The organism is Streptomyces sp. NPDC002676, from assembly GCF_053592455.1.
The window spans coordinates 429,378-449,808 of sequence record NZ_JBSFVT010000006.1 but is presented as its reverse complement, the minus strand read 5'-3'; the positions used below and the strand labels follow the sequence as shown (position 1 = coordinate 449,808).

The 20,431-nt window shown below is 69.6% G+C and carries 13 protein-coding genes and 3 pseudogenes; 9 read left to right on the top strand and 7 right to left on the bottom strand.

Going from position 1 to position 20,431, the window contains the following annotated elements; all coding sequences use genetic code 11:
* Positions 1-20 precede the first annotated feature (20 nt).
* The 4 genes from pglY (at position 21) to ACWD3E_RS20465 (ending at position 10,512) form a co-directional block, all read left to right on the top strand.
* Entirely contained in the window at positions 21-3,920 is a 3,900-nt protein-coding gene (gene pglY, locus ACWD3E_RS20480) for a BREX-2 system ATPase PglY (RefSeq protein ID WP_451388953.1), read from the top strand.
* On the top strand, positions 3,920-6,838 hold the full coding sequence (pglZ, locus tag ACWD3E_RS20475; protein ID WP_451388952.1) for a BREX-2 system phosphatase PglZ: 2,919 nt from the start codon (positions 3,920-3,922) through the stop codon (positions 6,836-6,838). Before pglY ends, pglZ begins: the two co-directional genes overlap by 1 nt.
* Before the next feature lie 121 nt (positions 6,839-6,959).
* Complete coding sequence (gene brxD, locus ACWD3E_RS20470; RefSeq protein ID WP_266962283.1) at positions 6,960-8,312, top strand: BREX system ATP-binding protein BrxD; 1,353 nt, start codon at positions 6,960-6,962, stop codon at positions 8,310-8,312.
* A 52-nt stretch (positions 8,313-8,364) separates the two neighbouring features.
* The gene (locus tag ACWD3E_RS20465; protein WP_451388951.1) at positions 8,365-10,512 is read left to right on the top strand and encodes a DEAD/DEAH box helicase; all 2,148 of its coding nucleotides are present in this window, start codon (positions 8,365-8,367) and stop codon (positions 10,510-10,512) included.
* A gap of 246 nt (positions 10,513-10,758) precedes the next feature.
* On the opposite strand, the gene ACWD3E_RS20460 is transcribed toward ACWD3E_RS20465, so the two are convergent.
* Entirely contained in the window at positions 10,759-11,172 is a 414-nt protein-coding gene (locus ACWD3E_RS20460) for an NUDIX hydrolase (protein ID WP_451388950.1), read from the bottom strand.
* A gap of 16 nt (positions 11,173-11,188) precedes the next feature.
* On the bottom strand, positions 11,189-11,578 hold the full coding sequence (locus ACWD3E_RS20455; RefSeq protein ID WP_451388949.1) for a hypothetical protein: 390 nt from the start codon (positions 11,576-11,578) through the stop codon (positions 11,189-11,191).
* Between the two features lie 78 nt (positions 11,579-11,656).
* Here ACWD3E_RS20455 and ACWD3E_RS20450 point away from each other — a divergent pair.
* Positions 11,657-11,787 (top strand): annotated as a pseudogene (locus ACWD3E_RS20450) (IS982 family transposase); the annotation flags it as partial.
* 235 nt (positions 11,788-12,022) lie between these two features.
* On the opposite strand, the gene ACWD3E_RS20445 reads toward ACWD3E_RS20450, so the two are convergent.
* Positions 12,023-12,919 (bottom strand): DUF5655 domain-containing protein, encoded by an 897-nt coding sequence (locus tag ACWD3E_RS20445; RefSeq protein WP_451388948.1) that lies wholly within the window; start codon positions 12,917-12,919, stop codon positions 12,023-12,025.
* A gap of 591 nt (positions 12,920-13,510) precedes the next feature.
* Between ACWD3E_RS20445 and ACWD3E_RS20440 the strand changes: the two genes are divergently transcribed.
* Both ACWD3E_RS20440 and ACWD3E_RS20435 read left to right on the top strand, forming a co-directional pair.
* The gene (locus ACWD3E_RS20440) at positions 13,511-13,786 is read left to right on the top strand and encodes a helix-turn-helix domain-containing protein (RefSeq protein ID WP_451388947.1); all 276 of its coding nucleotides are present in this window, start codon (positions 13,511-13,513) and stop codon (positions 13,784-13,786) included.
* 89 nt (positions 13,787-13,875) lie between these two features.
* Positions 13,876-14,488: pseudogene (locus ACWD3E_RS20435) on the top strand (serine hydrolase); the annotation flags it as partial.
* A 73-nt stretch (positions 14,489-14,561) separates the two neighbouring features.
* Here ACWD3E_RS20435 and ACWD3E_RS20430 read toward each other — a convergent pair.
* Both ACWD3E_RS20430 and ACWD3E_RS20425 read right to left on the bottom strand, forming a co-directional pair.
* Positions 14,562-15,812 carry an MFS transporter gene (locus ACWD3E_RS20430; protein WP_451388946.1) on the bottom strand — a complete coding sequence of 417 codons (1,251 nt, stop codon included), beginning with the start codon at positions 15,810-15,812 and terminating at the stop codon, positions 14,562-14,564.
* A 7-nt stretch (positions 15,813-15,819) separates the two neighbouring features.
* Positions 15,820-17,193 carry an FAD-dependent oxidoreductase gene (locus ACWD3E_RS20425; RefSeq protein ID WP_451388994.1) on the bottom strand — a complete coding sequence of 458 codons (1,374 nt, stop codon included), beginning with the start codon at positions 17,191-17,193 and terminating at the stop codon, positions 15,820-15,822.
* 199 nt (positions 17,194-17,392) lie between these two features.
* Between ACWD3E_RS20425 and ACWD3E_RS20420 the strand changes: the two genes are divergently transcribed.
* Together ACWD3E_RS20420 and ACWD3E_RS20415 are read left to right on the top strand one after the other, a co-directional pair.
* Positions 17,393-17,770: an ArsR/SmtB family transcription factor gene (locus ACWD3E_RS20420; RefSeq protein ID WP_451388945.1), complete on the top strand. Its 378-nt coding sequence runs from the start codon at positions 17,393-17,395 to the stop codon at positions 17,768-17,770.
* A gap of 58 nt (positions 17,771-17,828) precedes the next feature.
* A pseudogene (locus tag ACWD3E_RS20415) lies at positions 17,829-18,572 on the top strand (TIGR02391 family protein).
* Between the two features lie 6 nt (positions 18,573-18,578).
* On the opposite strand, the gene ACWD3E_RS20410 reads toward ACWD3E_RS20415, so the two are convergent.
* Positions 18,579-19,631: an ArsO family NAD(P)H-dependent flavin-containing monooxygenase gene (locus ACWD3E_RS20410; protein WP_451388944.1), complete on the bottom strand. Its 1,053-nt coding sequence runs from the start codon at positions 19,629-19,631 to the stop codon at positions 18,579-18,581.
* On the bottom strand, positions 19,628-20,416 hold the full coding sequence (locus tag ACWD3E_RS20405) for an aquaporin (RefSeq protein ID WP_451388943.1): 789 nt from the start codon (positions 20,414-20,416) through the stop codon (positions 19,628-19,630). Before ACWD3E_RS20405 ends, ACWD3E_RS20410 begins: the two co-directional genes overlap by 4 nt.
* Positions 20,417-20,431: the final 15 nt, after the last annotated feature.

Genomic DNA, 20,431 nt, shown 5'->3' with positions numbered 1-20,431 from the left:
GGGCGAGGAGCAGACACACCATGGCGTTCATGAACAGGAACAATCCTCGTCCCGAGGACCGGCCGCTGCTTCGGGAGTTGATCGACATCCCGGAGTCGGTGTCCACCTCCGACTTCGTGTTGAAGCTGAACGAAGCGGTCACGCCCGAGGGGGCCGAAGCGGCGCTGAAGGACTACGTCGTCACCGACCGGCTGCTCGGCAACTTCGACGAAGCCCTCGACCTGATCAAGTCCGCGCTGGACAGCCGCTCGTCGAAGGCTGCCTATCTACACGGCTCGTTCGGTTCCGGTAAGTCGCACTTCATGGCAGTGCTCTACGCGCTGCTGTCGCGGAACCAAGCCGCCCGGGCGCGCCGCGACCTCGACCCCGTGCGAGCCCGGCACGCCTGGCTGGATGCGGACGACCGCAAGTTCCTGCTGGTGCCTTACCACATGCTGGGCTCCAAGTCGCTGGAGCAGCGTGTGCTCGGCAAGTACGTCGAGCACGTACGGAAACTCCACCCCGGCTGCCCGCTGCCGCAGGTCTACCGGACCGACGGGCTCTTCGAGGACTTCGCCGAGCAGCGCCGCCGGAACGGCGACGAGCGGGTGATCGAGCAGCTCGCCGATGCCGGCGACGGCCAGGAGGACGAGTGGGGCGACTCCTTCGCCTGGACCACCGAACTGCTGGATCAGGCGGTGAACGCGCCGGAGGAGCACGAGAACACCAAGGACCTCGACCTGGAGAACCCCTCCACGCCGCGGGAACTGCGGGCCCGACTCGTGCAGGACCTCACCCAGACCCTGTTCCCGTCGTTCTCACGTAACGCCTCCGAGGATGCCGACGGGTTCGTCTCGCTGGACAAGGGGCTCGGCATCATCGCCGCGCACGCCAAGTCCCTCGGCTACGACGGGCTCGTCCTCTTCATGGACGAGCTGATCCTGTGGCTGGCCTCCCGCATCCACGACCAGAAGTTCGTCTCCCGCGAAGCCGACAAGATCACGAACTTTGTGGAGGGCGGCGGCGAACGGCGCGCCATCCCGGTGGTGTCATTCATCGCCCGCCAGCGCGACCTGCGTGAGCTGGTCGGCGAGGAGATGTCAGGGGCCGCCGAGGCCGCCGTCCAGGACAGTCTGAAGCTCAGCGGCGGGCGCTTCGACAAGATCGTCCTGGAGGACCGCAACCTCCCACAGATCGCGCAGGCCCGCCTGCTCAAGCCCACCAGCCCGGAGGCCGAGGCGAAGGTGGAGGCTGCGTTCGCCGAGGCCAAGAGGCTCGGTCCGGATGTCTGGGACACCCTGCTCGGCCACGACAAGTCCACCACCGGCGCGGACGAGGGCGCGTTCAGGCGGACGTACCCGTTCCCGCCGGCGTTCATGGATACCCTGGTACACATCTCCGCGGCCCTGCAGCGCTCCCGCACCGGCCTGAAGCTGATGAGCCAGCTGCTCGTCGATCACCGCGACGACTGGCGGCTCGGGCAGCTTGTGCCGTTGGGCGATCTGTACCCGGCCATCGCGGGCGGCGGCGACAAGGCGTTCAGCGGGGAGACCAGTGTTCACTTCGAGGCTGCCGACAAGCTGTACCGGGACAAGCTGCGCCCGTACCTGCTGAAGACCAACCAGGTCACCGAGGACCAGGTCGAGGCGTACCGACGCCGCCCCGAGACCCTCGGCGACGCGCAACTTGCGGCCCGCTGCCGCGACTTCACCGGTGACAGCCGACTGCTGCAGACCCTGCTGCTGTCTGCGCTCGCGCCCAGTGTGCCCGCGCTGGCCGACCTCACTCTGGCGCGGCTGCATGCCCTCAACCACGGCTCCATCACTACCCGCATCGCGGGGACCGAGGTCGGCCGGCTGGAGCAGAAGGCGAAGGAGTGGGCGGCGACCTTCCCCGAGATAAAGGTGACCGGTACCGGGCCGGGTGCGGTGGTGCGCCTGGAGCTCACCGGCGTCGATCTGGACGCCGTCCTCGCCAACGCCCAGGTCCACAACAACCAGAACAACCGGCGTGCCAAGATGCGCGGCCTGCTCAAGGAGGCGCTCGGCGTCAGCGACGGGCCTGGCGGCTTCGACGCGTACGACGTGCTCAACCTGGTGTGGAAGGGCACCGAACGGCAGGTCGAGGTGGTCTTCGGTAACGTCGCCGATGTCGACTCGCTGCCCGAGGCGACCCTGCGGCCCAGCCAGGAGGACGCCTGGCGGCTCATTGTCGACTTCCCCTACGACGAGGGCGAGTTCGGGCCGATGGATGACCTGCAGCGGCTGCGTGCGCTGCGGGAGAAGCCGGGTGGTGACTCGCGCACGCTGGCCTGGCTGCCCACTCATCTGACCGATGCTTCCCGCGGCGACTTCGAGCGCCTCGTCGTCATCGACAAAGCCCTCGCTGACGAGACCCGCTTCGACTCCGACTTCGCGCGCAGCCTCAACGCCGACGACAAAGAGCGCGCCAAGGGCATGCTCCAGTCGCAGCTCCTCGTCCTCACCGAGCGCGTCAGCCAGGCGCTGCGGCAGGCGTACGGGCTCACGCAGAAGCAGGAAGGGGTCGTCGACCTCAGCTTCGACACCCACCTGGTCGCCCAGCAGGACGTGCCCGAGCTGCGGCTTCCGCTTGGCGCGACGTTGGATACCGCCGCCCGCGACCTGGCCGGAAAGCTGCTCGCCCACCAGTACCCCGCCCATCCCGACCTGGACCCGGACGGCACTGGCAGGCCCGTGAAGCCTGCCGAGATCAAGACCGTCTTCGAATATGTCCGCAAGGCCGCCGAGAACCGTGACGGCCAGACCGAGGTCGACTCCAAGGACCGCAAGACCATGGCGCGGATCGCGGGCGGTCTCGGGCTCGGCGCGATGCGGGAGGCGTACTACCGGCAGTCCACCGCTTGGTCCGACCACTTCAACGACCGAGCCCGCCGGAACGGCACCGCCGAGCCGACCCTGGTCAAGCTCTCCGACTGGAGCGACCTTCCCGAGCCGCGCGGTCTGCCCGAGCCGCTGCGCCGGCTGCTCGCCGCCGCGTACGCGGAGATGACCGACCGGGTATGGGTGCGCGGCGGCGTCCCCATCGAACCCGCGCCCGCACCGCACGAGCTGAAGCCGGACTACGCCCTGCGCGAGCAGCAACTGCCCACGGAGAGCGACTGGACAGAGGCGCGCAAGCGGTTCGAGACCATGCTCGGCGACCAGGCGCCGCAACTGCGGCGCGGCCGGATCGTCAACCAGTTCGCCGCACAGATCAAGCAGGCCGCCGCCTCACTCGGCCAGGACGCCGGACGGCTCGTCGGGGAACTGGAGAAGCACCGCGACTTCCTCCATCTGAACGACGACTCCCCCCGCCTCGTCCTTGCCCGGCGGGCGCAGGAACTGGTCAAGGAGGTGACGGAAGCGGGCATCGAGGCGAAGACCGTCGTGGACCGGCTCGCCCGCTTCCCTCTCGGCGACTTTTCCGCACACCGGTACGGCATGTCGTTGAAGAGCTCAGGGAAGGTCGCCAGCGCGCTGCAGAACACCAGCTGGGACCAGCTGAGCCTGGCCGACACCCTCGGCGTGGACGGCGCGGCCGTCCTGGAGCGGGTGCGGGATGCTGCTGCTGGCGACCCGGGTGATTACCCCGACCTGCCGGGCGTGCTGCACGCCAGCAGCCGGGAAGTGCTGTCCCTGCTGAGGTCTCGCCAGAGCACGACCGAGCGCCCCCAGCCGTCGCCCACTCCGCCGCCGAGCTCCGACAGCGTGGACCTGAACGGCGGCTCCGCCCACCCGCAGGTGCTGCCGGAGCCGCCGCAGCAGCCGGGGCCGCACACACCGTCCCGGTCCGTGGCCCGCTCCGGCGGCGGGCGGACTACCGCCGCCCGGGCCGTCGCCGAACTGCAGGCGGAGATCGCGGCGCTCGCGGCCGAGCACCCGAACGCCACCGTCGAGGTCACCTGGAAGGTCGTCGACTGATGTGCGACACGGTCACCACAGCCCCCGCGACCGCCGGCCCCGCCCGGCTGTCGGCAGGAACCGTCCGTCAGTACCTCGCCGCCCGCAGTCGGCTCGGTGACGGCACGGTCCGCGTACTGCTGCTGCGAGCCGCTCCCGTCTGGGACGGGCCCGCCGTGCAGCGTACGGCGGGCGGGCTGCAGGCGCGGGTGGTCGTCGCGCCCTCGGTGCTGGCCGTGCACGAGCAGATCCTGGGCCACCTAGACGCGCCGACTCCTCCCGACCCCAAAGTCCTGGTCGTCCTCACCGACCGCGAGGACACCGACCTGGACCCCGGGCTGCTAGCCCGCGTCTACGGCGGAAGGATCCGGTCCGTCGACAATTGGGAGGTCGTGCAGGAGGCGTTCGACGCGCGCGGTCTCGACGGGCGGCTGCGCAGGGAGACCTGGGCGGCCGAAGCGCTCCTTGACGCGGCGGCCAGCCGCGGTTGGCCCTCCCTCGGTAAAGGACTGCTGTCCCGAGACGAGGCCCTCACCCGGCTGGCCCGGCGTCGGCTCCGGCTCGGCCGCCGTGACACGGACGCGCTGGGCGGGCCGGCCGCACACGACGACGGAGACCGCATCGACCCCATCACCCTGTTCCGGTGGACCCACATCCCAGGCGGCCCCAACCTCCTGCGCGACCTGCGCGGACCGGAACGGGCCGGCCTGGCCCGCTTCCTCGCCGAACCCGAGCAGGCCGGCTCCACCGGAAAGATCATTACCGCCCTGGTAGACGCCGACCACGGGGCGGACGCAGCCGCCTACGCGGTCGTCTGCGCGGCTCTGTGGGGGCACGCGGAGGCCGACCACGACCTGTACCGGGCGCGCGGGCGCGCCGAGCGATGGCTCGGCGACCAGCCCCCCGCCCAGGGCGACGACCTCGACCGACTCCTTACCTCCTTCGGGCAAAGCGGTGAGGCGTACGTCCGCGGCCTCGTCGACCGGGGCGAACACCGGCTCGCCGACCCGGTCCTGAGCAGGGCCGCACAGCTCGTCACACAGTTCGGGGCGCAGACCGCCGCCGCTGCCAGTCCGCTGCTCGCCGCCGGACTCGATGCCCGCTTCACCGCCGCGGGCCGCGCCCTCGCCGACGGCGGTCCCGAGACGGTCACGGCTGCCATCACCGCGCTGGCCGAACACGCCCTGGCCGTCGACGGCGCCACCCAGGCCCGTATCGAACGGGTACGGATGGCAGCGCGGCTGCGGCGGTGGCTGGCGTCCCAGCCTGAAGTCGACATCGCCTCGGTGGCAGACGGCGCCGACCGCCAGATCCGCGAACTCGGCTGGGTAGACCGAGCCTTGGAACACCTGGACGCGGGCGGCGACGCAGATGACGCACTCGCCAACGCCTACAGCCGGATCGGCGAGCAGGTGCGCAGCAAACGTCGTGAGCTGGACCGCGCGTTCTCCGAGCGGCTCGCGGTGTGGACCGCAGATGGCACCACCCCCGGCGCCATGCTCACCGTCGAAAGCTTCCTGGACCGGGTCGTCGCACCCGTCGTGGACTGTCCCGGCCGACGGGTCCTGCTCCTCCTCATCGACGGAATGAGTGCGGCGATCGCAGCCGAACTGGGTGAGGAACTGCACGCACACTGGTCCGAGTTCGACCCGCTGCAGGGCGCGACCGGAGCACCGGTGAGGCGCGCCGCGGCCGCTGCGCTGCCCACTCTCACCACCGTTTCCCGCACCTCGCTGTTCGCCGGCACCCTGATGAAGGGCGACCAGAACGACGAGAAGCGGCTCTTCCCCCAGCACCCGTGCTGGAAGGGGGCCCCTGCGGCTGTCTTCCACAAGGACGATCTACGCAGCCCCGACACCGGCTCGCCCTTCTCCACCGCCCTGACTGAAGCGCTCGCCGACGAGCGCACCCATGTCGCGGTCGTCCTCAACACCGTCGACGACCGGCTCGCCAAGGAGCAGAAGCTCGGCGACGGCGCTTGGGAGATCAAGGAGATCGGCGGCCTGGAACCGCTGCTGCGGGCCGCCCGCGCCAACGACATGACCGTGCTCCTCACCTCCGACCACGGCCATGTGGTCGAGCGACGCGGCAGCAAGATCGACACAGCCGCCGACGCCATAGGGTCGGCCCGTCACCGCGCCCCCGGCGGACCCGTCGCACCGGCCGAAATTGAGCTGTCCGGACCACGGGTGGTCTGGCCGGAGCCCGGATCGCGGATCGTCGCGCTGCGGGACCACGACGCCCGGTACACCGCGCTCAAGGCGGGCTACCACGGCGGGGCAACCCTCGCCGAGTTCACCATCCCCCTCCTCGCCCTACTGCCGTTCGGCGCGGAGCCACCTACGGGGTGGCGGGAGCTGGGCGACCTTACGCCCGGATGGTGGGAGCAGGACAACGACGCCACCACCGGACTCGAGGCCGAGACGAAGGCCGGAGCCGATGCCATCGCGGCACCCGAGGCCACCGCTGCACGCCCAAGCCGCAAGCAGGCCAAGAAGTCAGCCCCGCCCGTGACAGAGGGCGCTATCAGTCTCTTCGGCGAGGACGAGGTCGCACCCTCCGCGCCACAGGAACCTGTCGCCCCTGTAGTGAAGCCTGCGGCCGTACCCGTCTCCGATCAAACAGAGGACCCTGCCACCGCACTGGTGAATCGCCTCATGGCCACCGAGCTGTACCAGGAACAGCTGGCACTGCTCGCCCGTGTGCCACGCGACAAGGCGGTCCTGCCGAAGGCTCTGGCCGCGCTGGTCGAAGCGGGCACCCTGCCCATGACCGCCCTGGCCGAACGCGCCGGCCAGCCCGCCACCCGAGCCCCTGGCTTCGCCGCGACCCTGGCCCAGCTCCTCAACTATGACGGCGCCCAGATCCTGGAAATTCTCCCCGACAACCGCACCCTGCGCCTGCACCGGGGCCAGCTGATCGAGCAGTTCGGACTGTGAACCGGGGGTCTGCGGCCATGCCGGGCGGTGAAGTCGGCCCGCCCGGCCGCTCCGGGCACCGGCGGCGCGGTGCCCGCACGGGTGTCCGGCCAGGTGGGCAGCCTGATGGGAGACTATTCGGGTGAACGCGTTTGGATCTTCAGCATCCGGGGCTACCACCCCGGTCAGCGCGGTGCGGCGGCGTGCTGTCGTGGACGCGCTGCGGCGCGGCGCCGTCCCCGAGAGCGGCCTCGACCTGCTCGCCACCGGACTAGACCGCTTCGAGCGGGCCGTCGATGAGGAACTGGACACTGCCGCCGCCGGCGGTTCGGTGTTCAAGGCCGTGCGCGGCGAGTACGGATCCGGCAAGACCTTCTTCACCCGCTGGCTCGGCGAGCGCGCCAAACGGCGCACCTTTGCCGTGGCCGAGGTGCAGGTGTCAGAGACCGAGACCCCACTGCACAAGCTGGAGACGGTCTACCGGCGACTCACTGAGCGCCTGGCCACCGCCAGCTTCCCGCCCAGCGCCCTGCGGCCGGTCGTAGACGCCTGGTTCTACGCACTCGAGGAGGATGCACTCGCCGACGGCGCGAGCGAGAGCGAGCTGCCACAGGCCGTGGACCGGCTGCTCACTGCCCGTCTGGCCGAGGTGTCCCGACACGCCCCCGCGTTCGCCACCGCCCTGCGCGGATACAAGCAGTCCCTGGATGCCGGCGACGAGGCCACCGCCGCTGCGGTGATGGCCTGGCTCGGCGGCCAGCCGCACGTCGCCGCAGCCGCCCGGCGCAGTGCAGGCGTCCGCGGCGACCTCGACCACTTCGGTGCCTTCGGCTTCCTTCAGGGCCTGCTCACCGTGCTGAGAGACGCCGGGCACGCCGGCCTCGTCCTCGTCCTGGACGAAGTAGAAACCCTGCAACGGGTCCGCTCCGACGCCCGCGACAAGGCACTCAACGCGCTGCGGCAGCTCATCGACGAGGTCCACTCCGGCCGCTTCCCCGGCCTGTATCTCATCATCACCGGCACGCCCGCCTTCTACGACGGGCAGCAGGGCGTACAGCGACTCGCACCGCTCGCCCAGCGCCTCGCCACCGACTTCACCACCGACCCCCGCTTCGACAACCCGCGGGCCGTCCAGATCCGGCTGCCCGGATTCACCGAGGCATCACTGACCGGCCTGGGCGCCACCATCCGCGACCTGTATACCGAAGGCTCCCAGTCCCCCGACAGGATCAAGCAGCTTGCCGACGACTCCTACCTCACCGACCTGGCCCGGGCTGTGGGCGGGGCACTGGGCGGGAAGGTCGGAGTCGCACCACGGCTGTACCTGAAGAAGCTGGTTGGCGACGTACTCGACCGGATCGACCAGTTCCCCGACTTCGACCCGCGCAGGCACTACAAGCTGACCGTGGGCAGCAGTGAGCTCACCGCCACCGAGCGGAACTTCGCCGCGCCCGCACCGGCCGCCTCGGCTGACGACCTCGACCTCGACATCTGACGACCCAGTCCCGAAGTCCCGAACTCTGACGAACAGCCCGGGAGTTGCAGACGTGCAGGAGCAGCCGCGCGGCACCGACCCGCTGGAGCGCCTTGACCCGGTAGTCCTGCACCACATCGTCAACACGCTCGGGTGGCCCGATCTGCGCCCGCTGCAGAAGGCGTCCGTGCACCCGCTGATGAACGGCGAGGACGCGGTCCTGCTCGCGCCGACGGCGGGCGGGAAGACGGAGGCCGCCACCTTCCCCCTGCTGTCCGCCATGCGCGAGCAGCGCTGGACCGGCACCTCAGTCCTCTACCTGGCCCCGCTCAAGGCGCTCCTGAACAACCTGGTGCACCGGGTCGACAGCTACGCCCAGTGGCTGGGGCGCCGAGCCGCCCTCTGGCACGGCGACACCCCCGAGTCCGTACGCCGTCGCATCCGCACCGAATCCCCCGACTTCCTGCTCACCACACCCGAGTCGCTCGAAGCGATGCTCATCAGCGTCAAGACCGACCACGCACACATGCTGGGCCGGGTGCGTGCCGTCGTCGTTGATGAGGTGCACGCCTTCGCTGGGGACGACCGCGGCTGGCACCTGCTCGCCGTGCTCGAACGCCTGGAACGGCTCGCCGGCCACCGCATCCAGCGCATCGGGCTGTCCGCCACAGTCGGCAACCCCGACGCCCTGCTCACCTGGCTCCAGGGCGCATGCCCCGCCGATCGCCCCGGCCTGGTCGTCGCCCCCGGCGTGACTCTGCCCGCCACAACCGGCACCACCGAACACCCGCGCCCCGCAGGGGAGGTGGAGCTCGACTACGTCGGATCGCTCGCCAACGCCGCCAAGGTGATCTCCGCCCTGCACCGGGGAGAGAAACGGCTCGTCTTCTGCGACTCCCGCAAGCAGGTGGAAGAACTCGGTGCGGCACTGCGCGCCCGCGACGTCACCGTGTTCCTCTCACACGCCTCGCTGTCCACCGACGAACGCGCACGCTCCGAGCAGGCATTCGCCGAAGCCCGCGACTGCGTCATCGTCTCCACCTCCACCCTGGAACTCGGCATCGACGTCGGCGACCTCGACCGTGTCATCCAGATCGACTCACCCAGCACAGTGGCCTCGTTCCTGCAGCGCATCGGTCGCACCGGGCGTCGCGCCGGCACATCCCGCAATTGCCTGTTCCTCGCCACCCGGCCCGACACCCTGCTCCAAGCCGCCGGCCTGCTCACTCTGTGGGCCCGTGGCTGGGTGGAACCCGTTACCCCGCCCCCCTCACCCCGCCATCTCGTCGCCCAGCAGCTCCTCGCCGTCACCCTGCAGGAACACCGCGTCGGCGACCGGTTGTGGCCCGAGCAGTGGAACGGCCTGGCTCCCTTCGACCAGTCTGCCGCGCCCCTCCTGTCGCACCTGGTCGCGGAAGGCTTCCTCGACAGCGACGGCGGCATGCTGTTCATCGGCTCCGAAGCCGAGAAGCACTTCGGCCGCCGGCACTTCATGGAGCTGACCGCCTCCTTCACCGCACCCCCCGAGTTCACGGTGCTCGCTGGACGCACCGAGATCGGCACCACCGACCCCACCGTCCTCACCGAAGAACGACCGGGCCCGCGCCGCCTGCTGCTGGCCGGCCGCAGCTGGCAGGTCACGTTCATCGACTGGGCCCGACGCCGTGCCTTCGTGGAACCCGTCGAGGACGGCGGCATCGCCAAATGGCAGGGCAGCGAAGCCCGCGGGCTGTCCTACGTCCTCACCCGCGCCATACGCGACGTCCTGCTCGGCACGGATCCCGACGTCCGCCTCACCCGCCGCGCCGTCGCGGCCCTTGCTGAACTCCGTATGGACCGCGCACCCCACGAAGTACACCCGGCGGGCACCCTGCTGGTCCGCGACGCGGACGCCACCCGCTGGTGGACCTGGGCCGGGTATCGCGCCAACGCCACCCTCGCCGCCTCCCTCGGCAACCTCGCCGACCCCGTCCAGCGCCCCACGGACACCCATATCCGGCTCCGCCAGGACCTCTCCCCCACCGACTGGAAAACCGCCCGCGCCGAACTCCCCGACTCCCTCACCCTGCCCACCGTTGACCCGCGGGCAGTCCGCGGCCTCAAGTTCTCGGCGGCCCTACCGCCCCGCATCGCCACCACCACCCTCGCCGAACGCCTCGCCGACTTCGACGGCGCCCTCGCCGCAGCCCGCGAGCCCGTACGGATGGAATGGGGCACCTGAACAACCCGGAACACAGGCGAATTTTCAGGCGGCTGAGGTCCTTCTTGGCCTGGAGGACGCTCGCGCTTGTCTCGATGTCGATGCGGTGGCCGGTGCCGTCTACGCACCTAGGCTTCCACCACGAGGGGCAGGCAGGTCCTGCTCACCGAGGCTGAGGTCCGCCTCCACCAGCCACGCCCCGGTTCCAGCCTTGATTCCAACGCACTTACTCGAGCTCAAGAGATCACCCATTTGAGCTGGAACCACTCAGGTTGCCATGACTGCGTCGAGATGCGCTTGCACCGGCTCGAACAGCCCATATGGCACGTACTGCGGAATATCGTCATGGGCGACCCACGCAAGCTCAGCCAACTCCTCGGCATCCGCGACATAGGCAGTACCGCCCACCACCTCACAGGCCGTGTACGACATCAACCGACCCGTCTTCGGGTGGACCCGCTCGCCGAGCAGCTTCATGGCAACCACCTCCACCCCGGTCTCCTCGTGGGTCTCTCGTACGGCGGCGTCTTCGCGGCTCTCACCCGGCTCAATTTCGCCGGCCGGGAACTGCCACGAGAGCTGTCCTTCGCTGACCCGGCGCCGCACCATGAGCACGAGCCCCTCGCTGACGACGATGGCCGCGGCGATGCCCGGCTGCTCCTCCGCGTTCTGCTGCGTCACGTCTGCTCCTGGGCGGTCAGGCGTAGGGGTCGACTTCGGGGTGCGTGAACCGCACGGGCTTGCCCAGCGACCGGGCGTAGGCGATTTCGGCTCGGGTGCTGTCTCCGATGTAGTCGCCGACTACGAGCACCTCATCAGCGAGCCGGATCTTCGCTCGGTGCAGATCGTCGAGTCGAACCTTCAGCGCCTCGGCCTCGGCAGGATCGGACCAAAGTTCGTGCGGCGACTTCATGTCGCAACCCGGTTTGACGACAATCTTTCCGTCTTTGGTCTCCCGCAGATCGGCCTCGGTCATCTCGGTCATGAAGCGGGTGGAGCCGCAGATCACGACGATACGCGGGAGGCTGAGCTGCTTCTTCGCGTCGGCGAGCTTCTCCTCGGGGGTGAGCAGTTGCGGGTGTGGCACTGGTTCCTCCTGGTGGTGTGGTCCAAGGGGTGCCTGCGGAGACGAAAACGAGGGTGTCCAAGATCGTTTTGTGACGATGTGGACACCCTCGCGACAGCACTCTATGCGACGACCGACGACATCCGAAGGAGCATCCCGAGCTGGCGCCGTGGCGCCCGCCGGTCGGCATTACGCCCCGCCTGAGCGATGCCGAACTGGTCACCCTCGCCACGAGCCCAACGCGCGGCACGCGATTTCTCCCATTCGGCCAGCGAGTCAAGCCGTTCAGCACAGCGTGTAGACCTGGGGCCGGCGCAACATAGCGTGGAATCGCCGGTTAGCCAAACCGGCGATCCCACGCATGATTGGGAGTCCACCGCCACGACCTGCCCCTATGTCGAAAGGCATCACCCGACGAGCACGGGCCACCCACGAAGCACGCACGGCCGAGAGACCCGCCAGCGATCACGCCGCCGCGTAACTCGCCATGAACAGACTTTGCGCCCGCTCCACGTCCCTCGGGGTGCGCAACTGCACCTCCAGATCACCTGTCCCGTGGTGACCGAGACCGGAGACATCCCGGGTGAATCCCGGGACGAGGTCGACATCCTTCGGGTCGACCTTCAGGTAGACCAGCAGCTTGCTCCGCTGGGGCGGACAGAGGCAGGCGAAGTTCCGAAGCCGCTGATACGCCCGGTACGTCTTGCGCTCGACGCGGTTCACACCGTCTCCAAGCGCGAGCAGTGTTTCATCGACCGCCCTCGCCAGCTCCACCATCGACGCGTCCTGGGCATCGGCTGCTGCCCGAGCAGCTGCCTGGCGGCGCCCTCGGCGTACCACCTGCATATCGCCGCTCACGGACGCCACGGTCTCAAGCCCGAGCAGGTCGGTGCCGAAGAATCGGTAGCGGACCAGGTCGATCGACCGCCGGTGCTCGCGCACCGCATGCACGTCGTAGCGGGTGAAATCGCCAGCAATGCAGATCAGACGCGGACCGCTCCACAGGACCTGGGACGCGGCCGTCACCCCGAGCCGGTCGCGGACCAGGTGCTCGAACTCGGCACGGTGGTCCATTAGCCACGCCAGGTAGAACAGGCCCTGGTTGATGACGCCGGCGTCGACGCCGCGCTTGTACTCGACGATGACCGGCGATCCGTTCTCGTCCAGCCCGAGCGAATCGATCCGGCCCTTGTGGACCGGCCCGGTGCCGTACTCGCTCGCCAGGAAACGGACGCCTAGCAGCGTCTCCATGTGCGCCTCGACGAGACCCTGCACATCTGCCTCGACCTCAGCAAGACGCGGCATGACCTCGCTCACTCCGCATTGCGATGCATCCGTCCGGAACAACTTCAAGCCGACCACCCCCCGTTATCGCATAGGAGATCGACAACGTCGGACGGGCAGAGATTTGTTTCCGCAACCGGCGCGAGTCACGTGAAGAACGTGTGCCGGAGGCCCGATCGACCGGGTCAGTTGCCCCGGCGCGCGCAGCACGCAGGCCGGTGGTAGCCGTGATTCGTCGGCGTCCAGCACGAGTCCAGCACGGTACAGGAGATGCGGGGTTGACGGCAGGTGACGAGGGGTCAGAAAATCCAGCACCGATCCAGCACGGTGAACATCGACGGGCCTGACCCCGAAGAGCCAGACCCCAATTGACCTGCAGTGGTGCAACGGGGCGAACTGCGACCCATGCAACACCCAACTGATCCGTGGTAACCGTTCGTCACAGTGCTGGGCAATGTAGTGAAGTGCTGGACCCTGCCGACTCCTCTCCGGCATCGTGCCTCACGCTGTCAGAGTGAGCCCCTCCACGGCGAGCGAGGCAACATAGCCCCAAATCGCCGGTTAGCCAAACCGGCGATAACGCGGAGTATTGACGGTCACCGCGATGACGGGCGCATGCGGTGTCCGTAGGCCCGACACGGGATACCCGCCAAGACGAAAGTAATCGGAATGCACACGCAGATCGAAGAGACTCTGGGCCCTCTCTATAGCCCCGCTCACATCCGCGCCAGCTGGGGCGGAACGGGGAGCGTGGAGGACGCCGCAAAGGCGCTGGGATTCTCACGGGCCAAGGGATACGACCTGATCCGCAGCGGGCAGTTTCCGTGCCGTGTGCTACGCATCGGCCGTAAGACGCGTGTTGTCACGGCGTCCCTACTCCGCGTCCTCGAAAGCGGAGATCCGGAGTATAACGATGCCCGCGCCGGATGCCGCCCCACACCCTAAGCCAGCTTCGACGTGGCTCCGCTTCCGGCGGGGCTTCGTCGTTCCAAGCACACCCTCTCACTACCCCGCTCTGAAGGCAGACTGGTCAGCCGTGTCGCCGGGTCGAGTACACCGACCGGGCCGCGCTCATCCTCGGCTACCTCGCCGAACACCTCACCAGCCAACCCTTGGACCAGCTGTCCACCGCCCGCACGTGGCACCCACTGGGCATGAACTCCACCCGCTTCGGCCCCCTGCCTACAAAAAATCGCCGCTCGCTGCGCCCCCACCGAACTCGACCAGGACACCGACAGCCACCTCAAGGGAACAGCTCACGACTTCTCCGCACGCCTCATGGGCGGCGTCTGCGGTATCGCCGGCGTCTTCACCGTCCTCGACGACCTCGCTGCCTTCCTGCGCTACATGCTGAACACCGACACCGCGCCAAGGCAGGCTGGCTTCGGTCCCGCCTGGACCACCGAGTCGCTGACGATCCAGACCGGCGCGCTGCAACCTGCGCGCGGATTGTTCTGGCATCCCGCCCCTGGCACCACCGCCGAACAGGACACATGGGTCCACTACGGCTTCACGGGCACAGGAATGTGGGTCTCACCCACCAGGGGCCTGTGGGCAGTGCTCCTGACCAACAAGCTCTACTACACCCGCGACCGCGGACCACTGACCGATGTCCGCAACGCCTTCCGCGAACTCGCCTTCATGTAAGCGGTGCGTGTGGCCGCATGAAGGAAACGTCGTAGGCCGCCATTCACGTCGGACGACGTCGGACGTGAGCCCCTCACAGCCGCACCGCATTCCGCTGCCTCGCCTTGGCCTGAGCAAGTCCGTGCCCCGATCCAGCGGCCAATACGGCAGCGGCGAACGAGGTCACCGCCAGCACTGCGAACAGAGAGGCGTAACCGCCCAGTTCGCGCGCAAGTGCGGCCCCGGCGAAGGGGGCCAGTGCGCCGGCGATGGTGGCAGGTGCCGCGAGGACAGCCGAGAGCCTGCCGTAATGAGTCGCGCCCCAGCGGTCGGTTACTGCGGTGGCCTGGAGCAGGGTGAGATTGCCCCGCACCATGCCCGCGCCGATGGCAAGGGCAAGCAGCAGCGGATAGGGACCTGGCACGAGTGCGAGCGCCACCGTAGTGGCTCCTCCCGCCATGATCAGCAGCACCGTGCGGCTGGTGACGCTCGTACATCGGGCCAGAGAGGCGTAGAGCGTACGGCCGAGAGTCTGGCCCGCACCGCCGAGGCCGAGGGCCCACGCAGCGGCGGTCGGGCTGAAGCCGCGGACGATGAGCAGCGGAACGAGGGCGATGACGACGGCGTACATGGCGAAACTGTTCAGCGTCAGCCCTGCGGCGAGAAGCAGGAACGGCCGGCTGCGAACCACTGACCGGTTGCCATCGGCCGTGCGGACGTGTGGCGTAGGCGCTGGTGGCCATGGAGCCCGTAGCGCGAGGGCGTGAGCGGGGATGGTTACCGAGGCGAGAAGTGCAGCCAACAGCGTGTACGTCATACGCCAGCTGAAGTGCTCTGAGAGTGCGGCGGTCAGGGGTGCGAAGGCGGTGGAGGCCAGGCCGCCCGCAAGCGTGACGACGGTCAAGGCGCGTACACGCTGTTCGCCCCACCAACGCGTCACGGCGGCGAAGGCGGGCTGGTAGAAAGTCGCGGCCATGGACGTTCCCGCCAGCAGCCAGGCGACGGTGAAGGTCAAGAGATTGGGCGCGTGGGCGATCGCCAGCAACGCGACGGCTCCGAGCACAGATCCAGTGGTCATGACGGCGCGTGGCCCGCGGCGGTCGAGAATGCGGCCGACTGGAATGCCAGTGAGGGCGGAAATGAGGAGGGCGCCGGAGAAAGCAGCGGTTGTTGCGGTCGTCGACCAGCCGGTGGCGGCGGCGATCTGGGGGTTCAGAACGGGGAACGCGTAGTAGACGATCCCCCAACTGGTGATCTGCGTGGCGCAGAGCGCGGGCAGGGCAGCGCGAGGCCGTGGTCGGTCCCCCGTACCGATCACGGCCTCGCTGGTCTGGAGGTTGTCCATCGGCGGGTCAGCAGCCGCCCGAGGAGGCGGGGGCACCGATGCCGATCTGCAGGGTGGCCGGGGCGGCGCAGCAGCCTCCGCCTTCGCCGCCCTGGGCGGCGTCGGGGTCGTCGTACAGGCCGGCGCCGCCGCACACACCGGTCTCCGGCAGGGTCAGCTCGACGCGTTCGGCGGCCTCGCGGTCGCCGGCGAGGGCGGCGGTGATGGAACGGACCTGCTCGTAGCCGGTCATCGCCAGGAACGTGGGGGCGCGGCCGTAGGACTTCATGCCGACCAGGTAGACGTCCTTCTCCGGGTGGGACAGCTCGTTCACGCCGTGCGGGTAGACGGTGCCGCAGGAGTGCACGTTCGGGTCGATGAGCGGGGCCAGCGCGGTCGGAGCCTGGAGGCGCTCGTCGAGGCCCAGGCGGACCTCGGACAGGAAGGACAGATCGGGCCGGAAGCCGGTCAGCACGATCACCTCGTCCACCGGGTCCAGGCGACGGCCGTCCTCGGCGACAAGCACCAGCTGGTCGCCGTCGCGTTCCACGGCCTGGGTACGGAAGCCGGTCACTGCGGAGGCGTGGCCGGCCTCGACGGCGGCCTTGGCGCGCAGGCCCAGGGCGCCTCGGGCGGGGAGCTGGTCGGCCTCGCCGCCGCCGAAGGTGTTCGCTCCGATGCCACGGCGCAGGACCCATGCTGCGTGCGTGCCGGGCTCGTCCTTGGCGAGGTCGGCGAGGTAGGCGAGCGCGGTGAAGGCGGAAGCTCCGGAGCCGATGACGGCGGTGCGCTTGCCCGCGTACCTGGCGCGAACAGCGGGGTCCCTCAGGTCGGGGACGCGGTAGGAGATGCGGTCGGCTGCCCCCTTCTCGCTGAGGGCGGGCAGGCCGTCGGCGCCCATCGGGCTGGGGATGGACCAGGTGCCGGAGGCGTCGATGACGGCGCGGGCGCTGATGCGCTCCTCGCTGCCGTCGGTGAGCTCGATGTGCACGGTGAAGGGCTGCTCGTCGCGGTCGGCGTCGACGATGCGGTCGCGGCCGGCGCGGGCGACGCCGGTGACCGTGGCGCCGTAGCGGACCTTGTCGGCGAGGACGTCGGCGAGCGGCTGCAGGTAGTGCTCGGCCCAGTCGCCGCCGGTGGGGTAGGTGGCGCCGTCGGGGCGGACCCAGCCGGTGGGGGCGAGGAGCTTCTCGGCGGCGGGGTCGGTGACCTCGGCCCAGGGGGAGAACAGGCGGACGTGCGCCCAGTCGCGTACGGCAGTGCCGGCGGAGGGGCCGGCCTCCAGTACCAGCGGTTCGAGGCCGCGCTCGACGAGGTGGGCGGCGGCGGCCAGGCCGACCGGGCCGGCGCCGATGACGACGACGGGCAGCTGGTCGGTGCTGGGCACGCTGTTGATGGACACGGCCACGGGGTTCCCCTTTGCTTCGACGTTCGTCGATGGCTTGCGCGGCCAGCATGGCACCTGATTCGATGAACGTCAACATAGACATTCACCGAATCAAAGGGTCTCGCGATGGAGCCCACGGCGCAGCGCCCGGCCACCCACCTCGGTCGAGGCGTTCCCCTCGCCAGCCTGGTTCGACATGTGTCAACATAGATGCATGTCGAACACGAAGGTGCTGCCGCTGATCGAGCCCGAGGCTTCCGACGCCGTGGCGCCGTGCTGCCCGCCGCTCACCGAGCGCCCGTTCACCGCGGAGGAGGCCGAGACGGCCGCCCGGATGTTCAAGGCGCTGGGCGATCCGGTGCGACTGCGGCTGTTCTCGGCGGTGGCTTCGCACGAGGGCGGTGAGGCGTGCGTGTGCGACATCTCCGACGTCGGCGTCTCCCAACCGACCGTCTCCCACCACCTGAAGAAGCTCAAGGAGGCCGGACTGCTGACCTCCGAGCGGCGCGGCACCTGGGTGTACTACCGGGTCGAGCCGTCTGTGCTGGCCGCGATGGGCAAGCTGCTGACCATAGCGCCGGCTGCGGCCTGACGGTTTGGGCTCACTTCGAGGGTCGGGCGTTGTCAGTGCCGTGCGGCACGATGAGCCCATGGGTATGGATATCGCCTGGGCTCGCGAGGAGTTGGCCCAGTTCCTCAAGCTCACCGAGCTGTACCGACCCGACGACCCGCCGGGTGTCTTCACCGTCACATCGAGGCGCTCCAACCGCGGCGCCCAGGCAGACATTGTGGTCAGCGCCCATGTGGTGGAGCAGATCCTGGACCGTGTCCTGCCACGCTGGCGTACCGAGGTCCCCTCAGACCGGAACAAGACCGTCAATCGCTGGTGCCAGCACCGTGAGGCAGCCCAGCGCGCGGATGCAGCCATGCAGCGGGACGCCGAGGTCCGAGCCCGCCTCGGTGACGATGCCCCGCAGCTGAGCGCCGGAGTTATGCACCCATGGGTCTGGGAAGGGGCCAAAGCCCTCTGGCGCAGCGGACATTTCCGTGAGGCCGTGACCGCAGCGGCCCGCAAGGTGAACGCCGAGACGCAGAACAAGGTCGGCCGCCGGGACCTGAGCGAGACGAAGCTTTTCTAGAATGCCTTCTCGCAGTCTCCGCCGAAGGCTGGCGAGCCGCGCTTGCGCCTTATGGACGACGACGGTGGGGACACTTTCCGCAGCGTCCACCGCGGCGCCATGGCCTTCGCTGAGGGCTGCTATGCAGGCATACGCAACCCGAACAGCCATGAGGACGGCCTGCCCGAACTGCCTGAGCACGAGGCGCTGGAGCAGCTGGCAGCGTTCAGCGTGCTCGCGCGCTGGGTCGACACCGCCAGTCTGGAAACCGCGTAGGCCGGTTCAGCGGAGAAGCGTCGCGATCTCACGAGCCGTCTCTCGCGCGGGTCGGCCGACACCGATGAGGGTGGCGGAGGCGGGGCCGGTCCAGTCGCCGTAGCCGAGCAGGTGCAGGCGCGGCTCGTCCACCGCCCGTGTGCCGGATGTGGCGATGTGGCCGCGCCGGCCGCAGAGCTGGAGCGGTGCAAGGTGGGAGAGGGCGGGCCGGAAGCCGGTGCACCAGATGATGGCGTCGGCCTCGGCGCGGGTGCCGTCGGCCCACTCGACGCCGCCGGGAATGAGGCGGGTGAACATCGGGCTCGCCTTGAGCAGGCCGCGGTCGCGTGCTTCGCGGACGGGCGGGACGGCGACGATGTCACCGAGGGAGGCGACGCCGCCGATGTCGGTGCGGCCGTCGTCGAGCGCGCGGCGGCGGGCGGTGGCCGCGTCGAACAGGGCGCGGCCGTCGATGTCGTCGGCCAGGAAGCGGGGCGGGCGCTGGGTGACCCAGGTCAGCTTGGTGTCGTAGGCGAGGTCGGCGGCGATCTGAGCGCCGGAGTTGCCGCCGCCCACCACGATCACGCGACGGCCAGCGAAGTCCTGCGGGCGGTATTTGACCGTGTGCAGCTGGCGACCGCCGAAGTCCGCACGGCCTGGAACGGCGGGGAGGAAGGGGCGCCACCAGGTACCGGTCGCGCTGATCACGGCTCGCGCATGCCAGGTGCCGGAGTCGGTCTCCACGCGCAGGACTTGGCCGTCCCGGTGGACGCCGTGGACGTGCACGGGCCGTTCGACGGGCAGCTCGTACCGCTTCTCGTAGTCGGCGAGGTACTCCACCACGTGCTGCGCGTCGGGGTAGGTCGCGCCGGTCTGCGGTGGCATGAGGCGGCCGGGCAGCGAGGAGTACGCGGCCGGGGAGAACAGGCGCAGGGAGTCCCAGGTGTGCTGCCAGGCGCCGCCCGGAGTGGTCAGGGCGTCGAGGATGACGAAGTCGAGACCTAGGCGGCGCAGGTGGTAGCCGGCGGCGAGTCCGGACTGGCCGCCGCCGACCACCACTACCTGGGACGTGCGCGTCACTCGGCGGCTTCTCGGCCGGGCATGAAGATGAGGGCCACCAGCGCCAGGCCGACCACGGCGCCGATCAGCTGCATGCCGATGAACCCTGCGACCGAGCTGGGCGCGATGCCCGCGAAGGTGTCGGTGAAAGCGCGGCCGATGGTCACCGCCGGGTTGGCGAAGGACGTGGACGAGGTGAACCAGTACGCGGCGCCGATGTAGGAGGCGACCGCGACCGGGGCGAAGCGGAGGCCGTCGGTGCGGGCCAGGCCGAAGATCAGCAGGATCAGGCCGGCGGTCGCGACGACCTCGCCGAGCAGCAGGTGCCCTGCCGACCGGTCATGGGTGGACCACTTCACCAGCGGCTCGCCGAACATCGCATCGGCCAGGACCGAGCCCGCGATCGCCCCGACGATCTGCGAGGGGACGTACACGGCCGTCTCGCGCAGGGTGACTCCGGCGCCGCCGCGGCGGGCAGTCCACCACTCGGCCAGGGTGACGGCCGGGTTGAAGTGCGCGCCGGAGACGGGGCCGAGCAGGGCGATCAGGACGCCGAGGCCGAAGACGGTGGCCGTGGAGTTGGCCAGCAGCTGGAGGCCGACGTCCTTGGTCAGTTCGGTGGCCTGGATGCCGGAGCCGACCACGACCGCGACCAGAGCCGCCGTGCCGACCAGTTCGGCTGCGGCCTTGGCGAGCAGCGGAGGCGCCTGCGGCGGGGTGGTGCCCGGGGCCGACTGCGGCTCAGCGGCCGGGGCTATGGGCGACTGGCCAGCTCTGTCGTGCTCGGTGGCCTCGGTGGTGGTCAACAGGTCTCCTCGGTG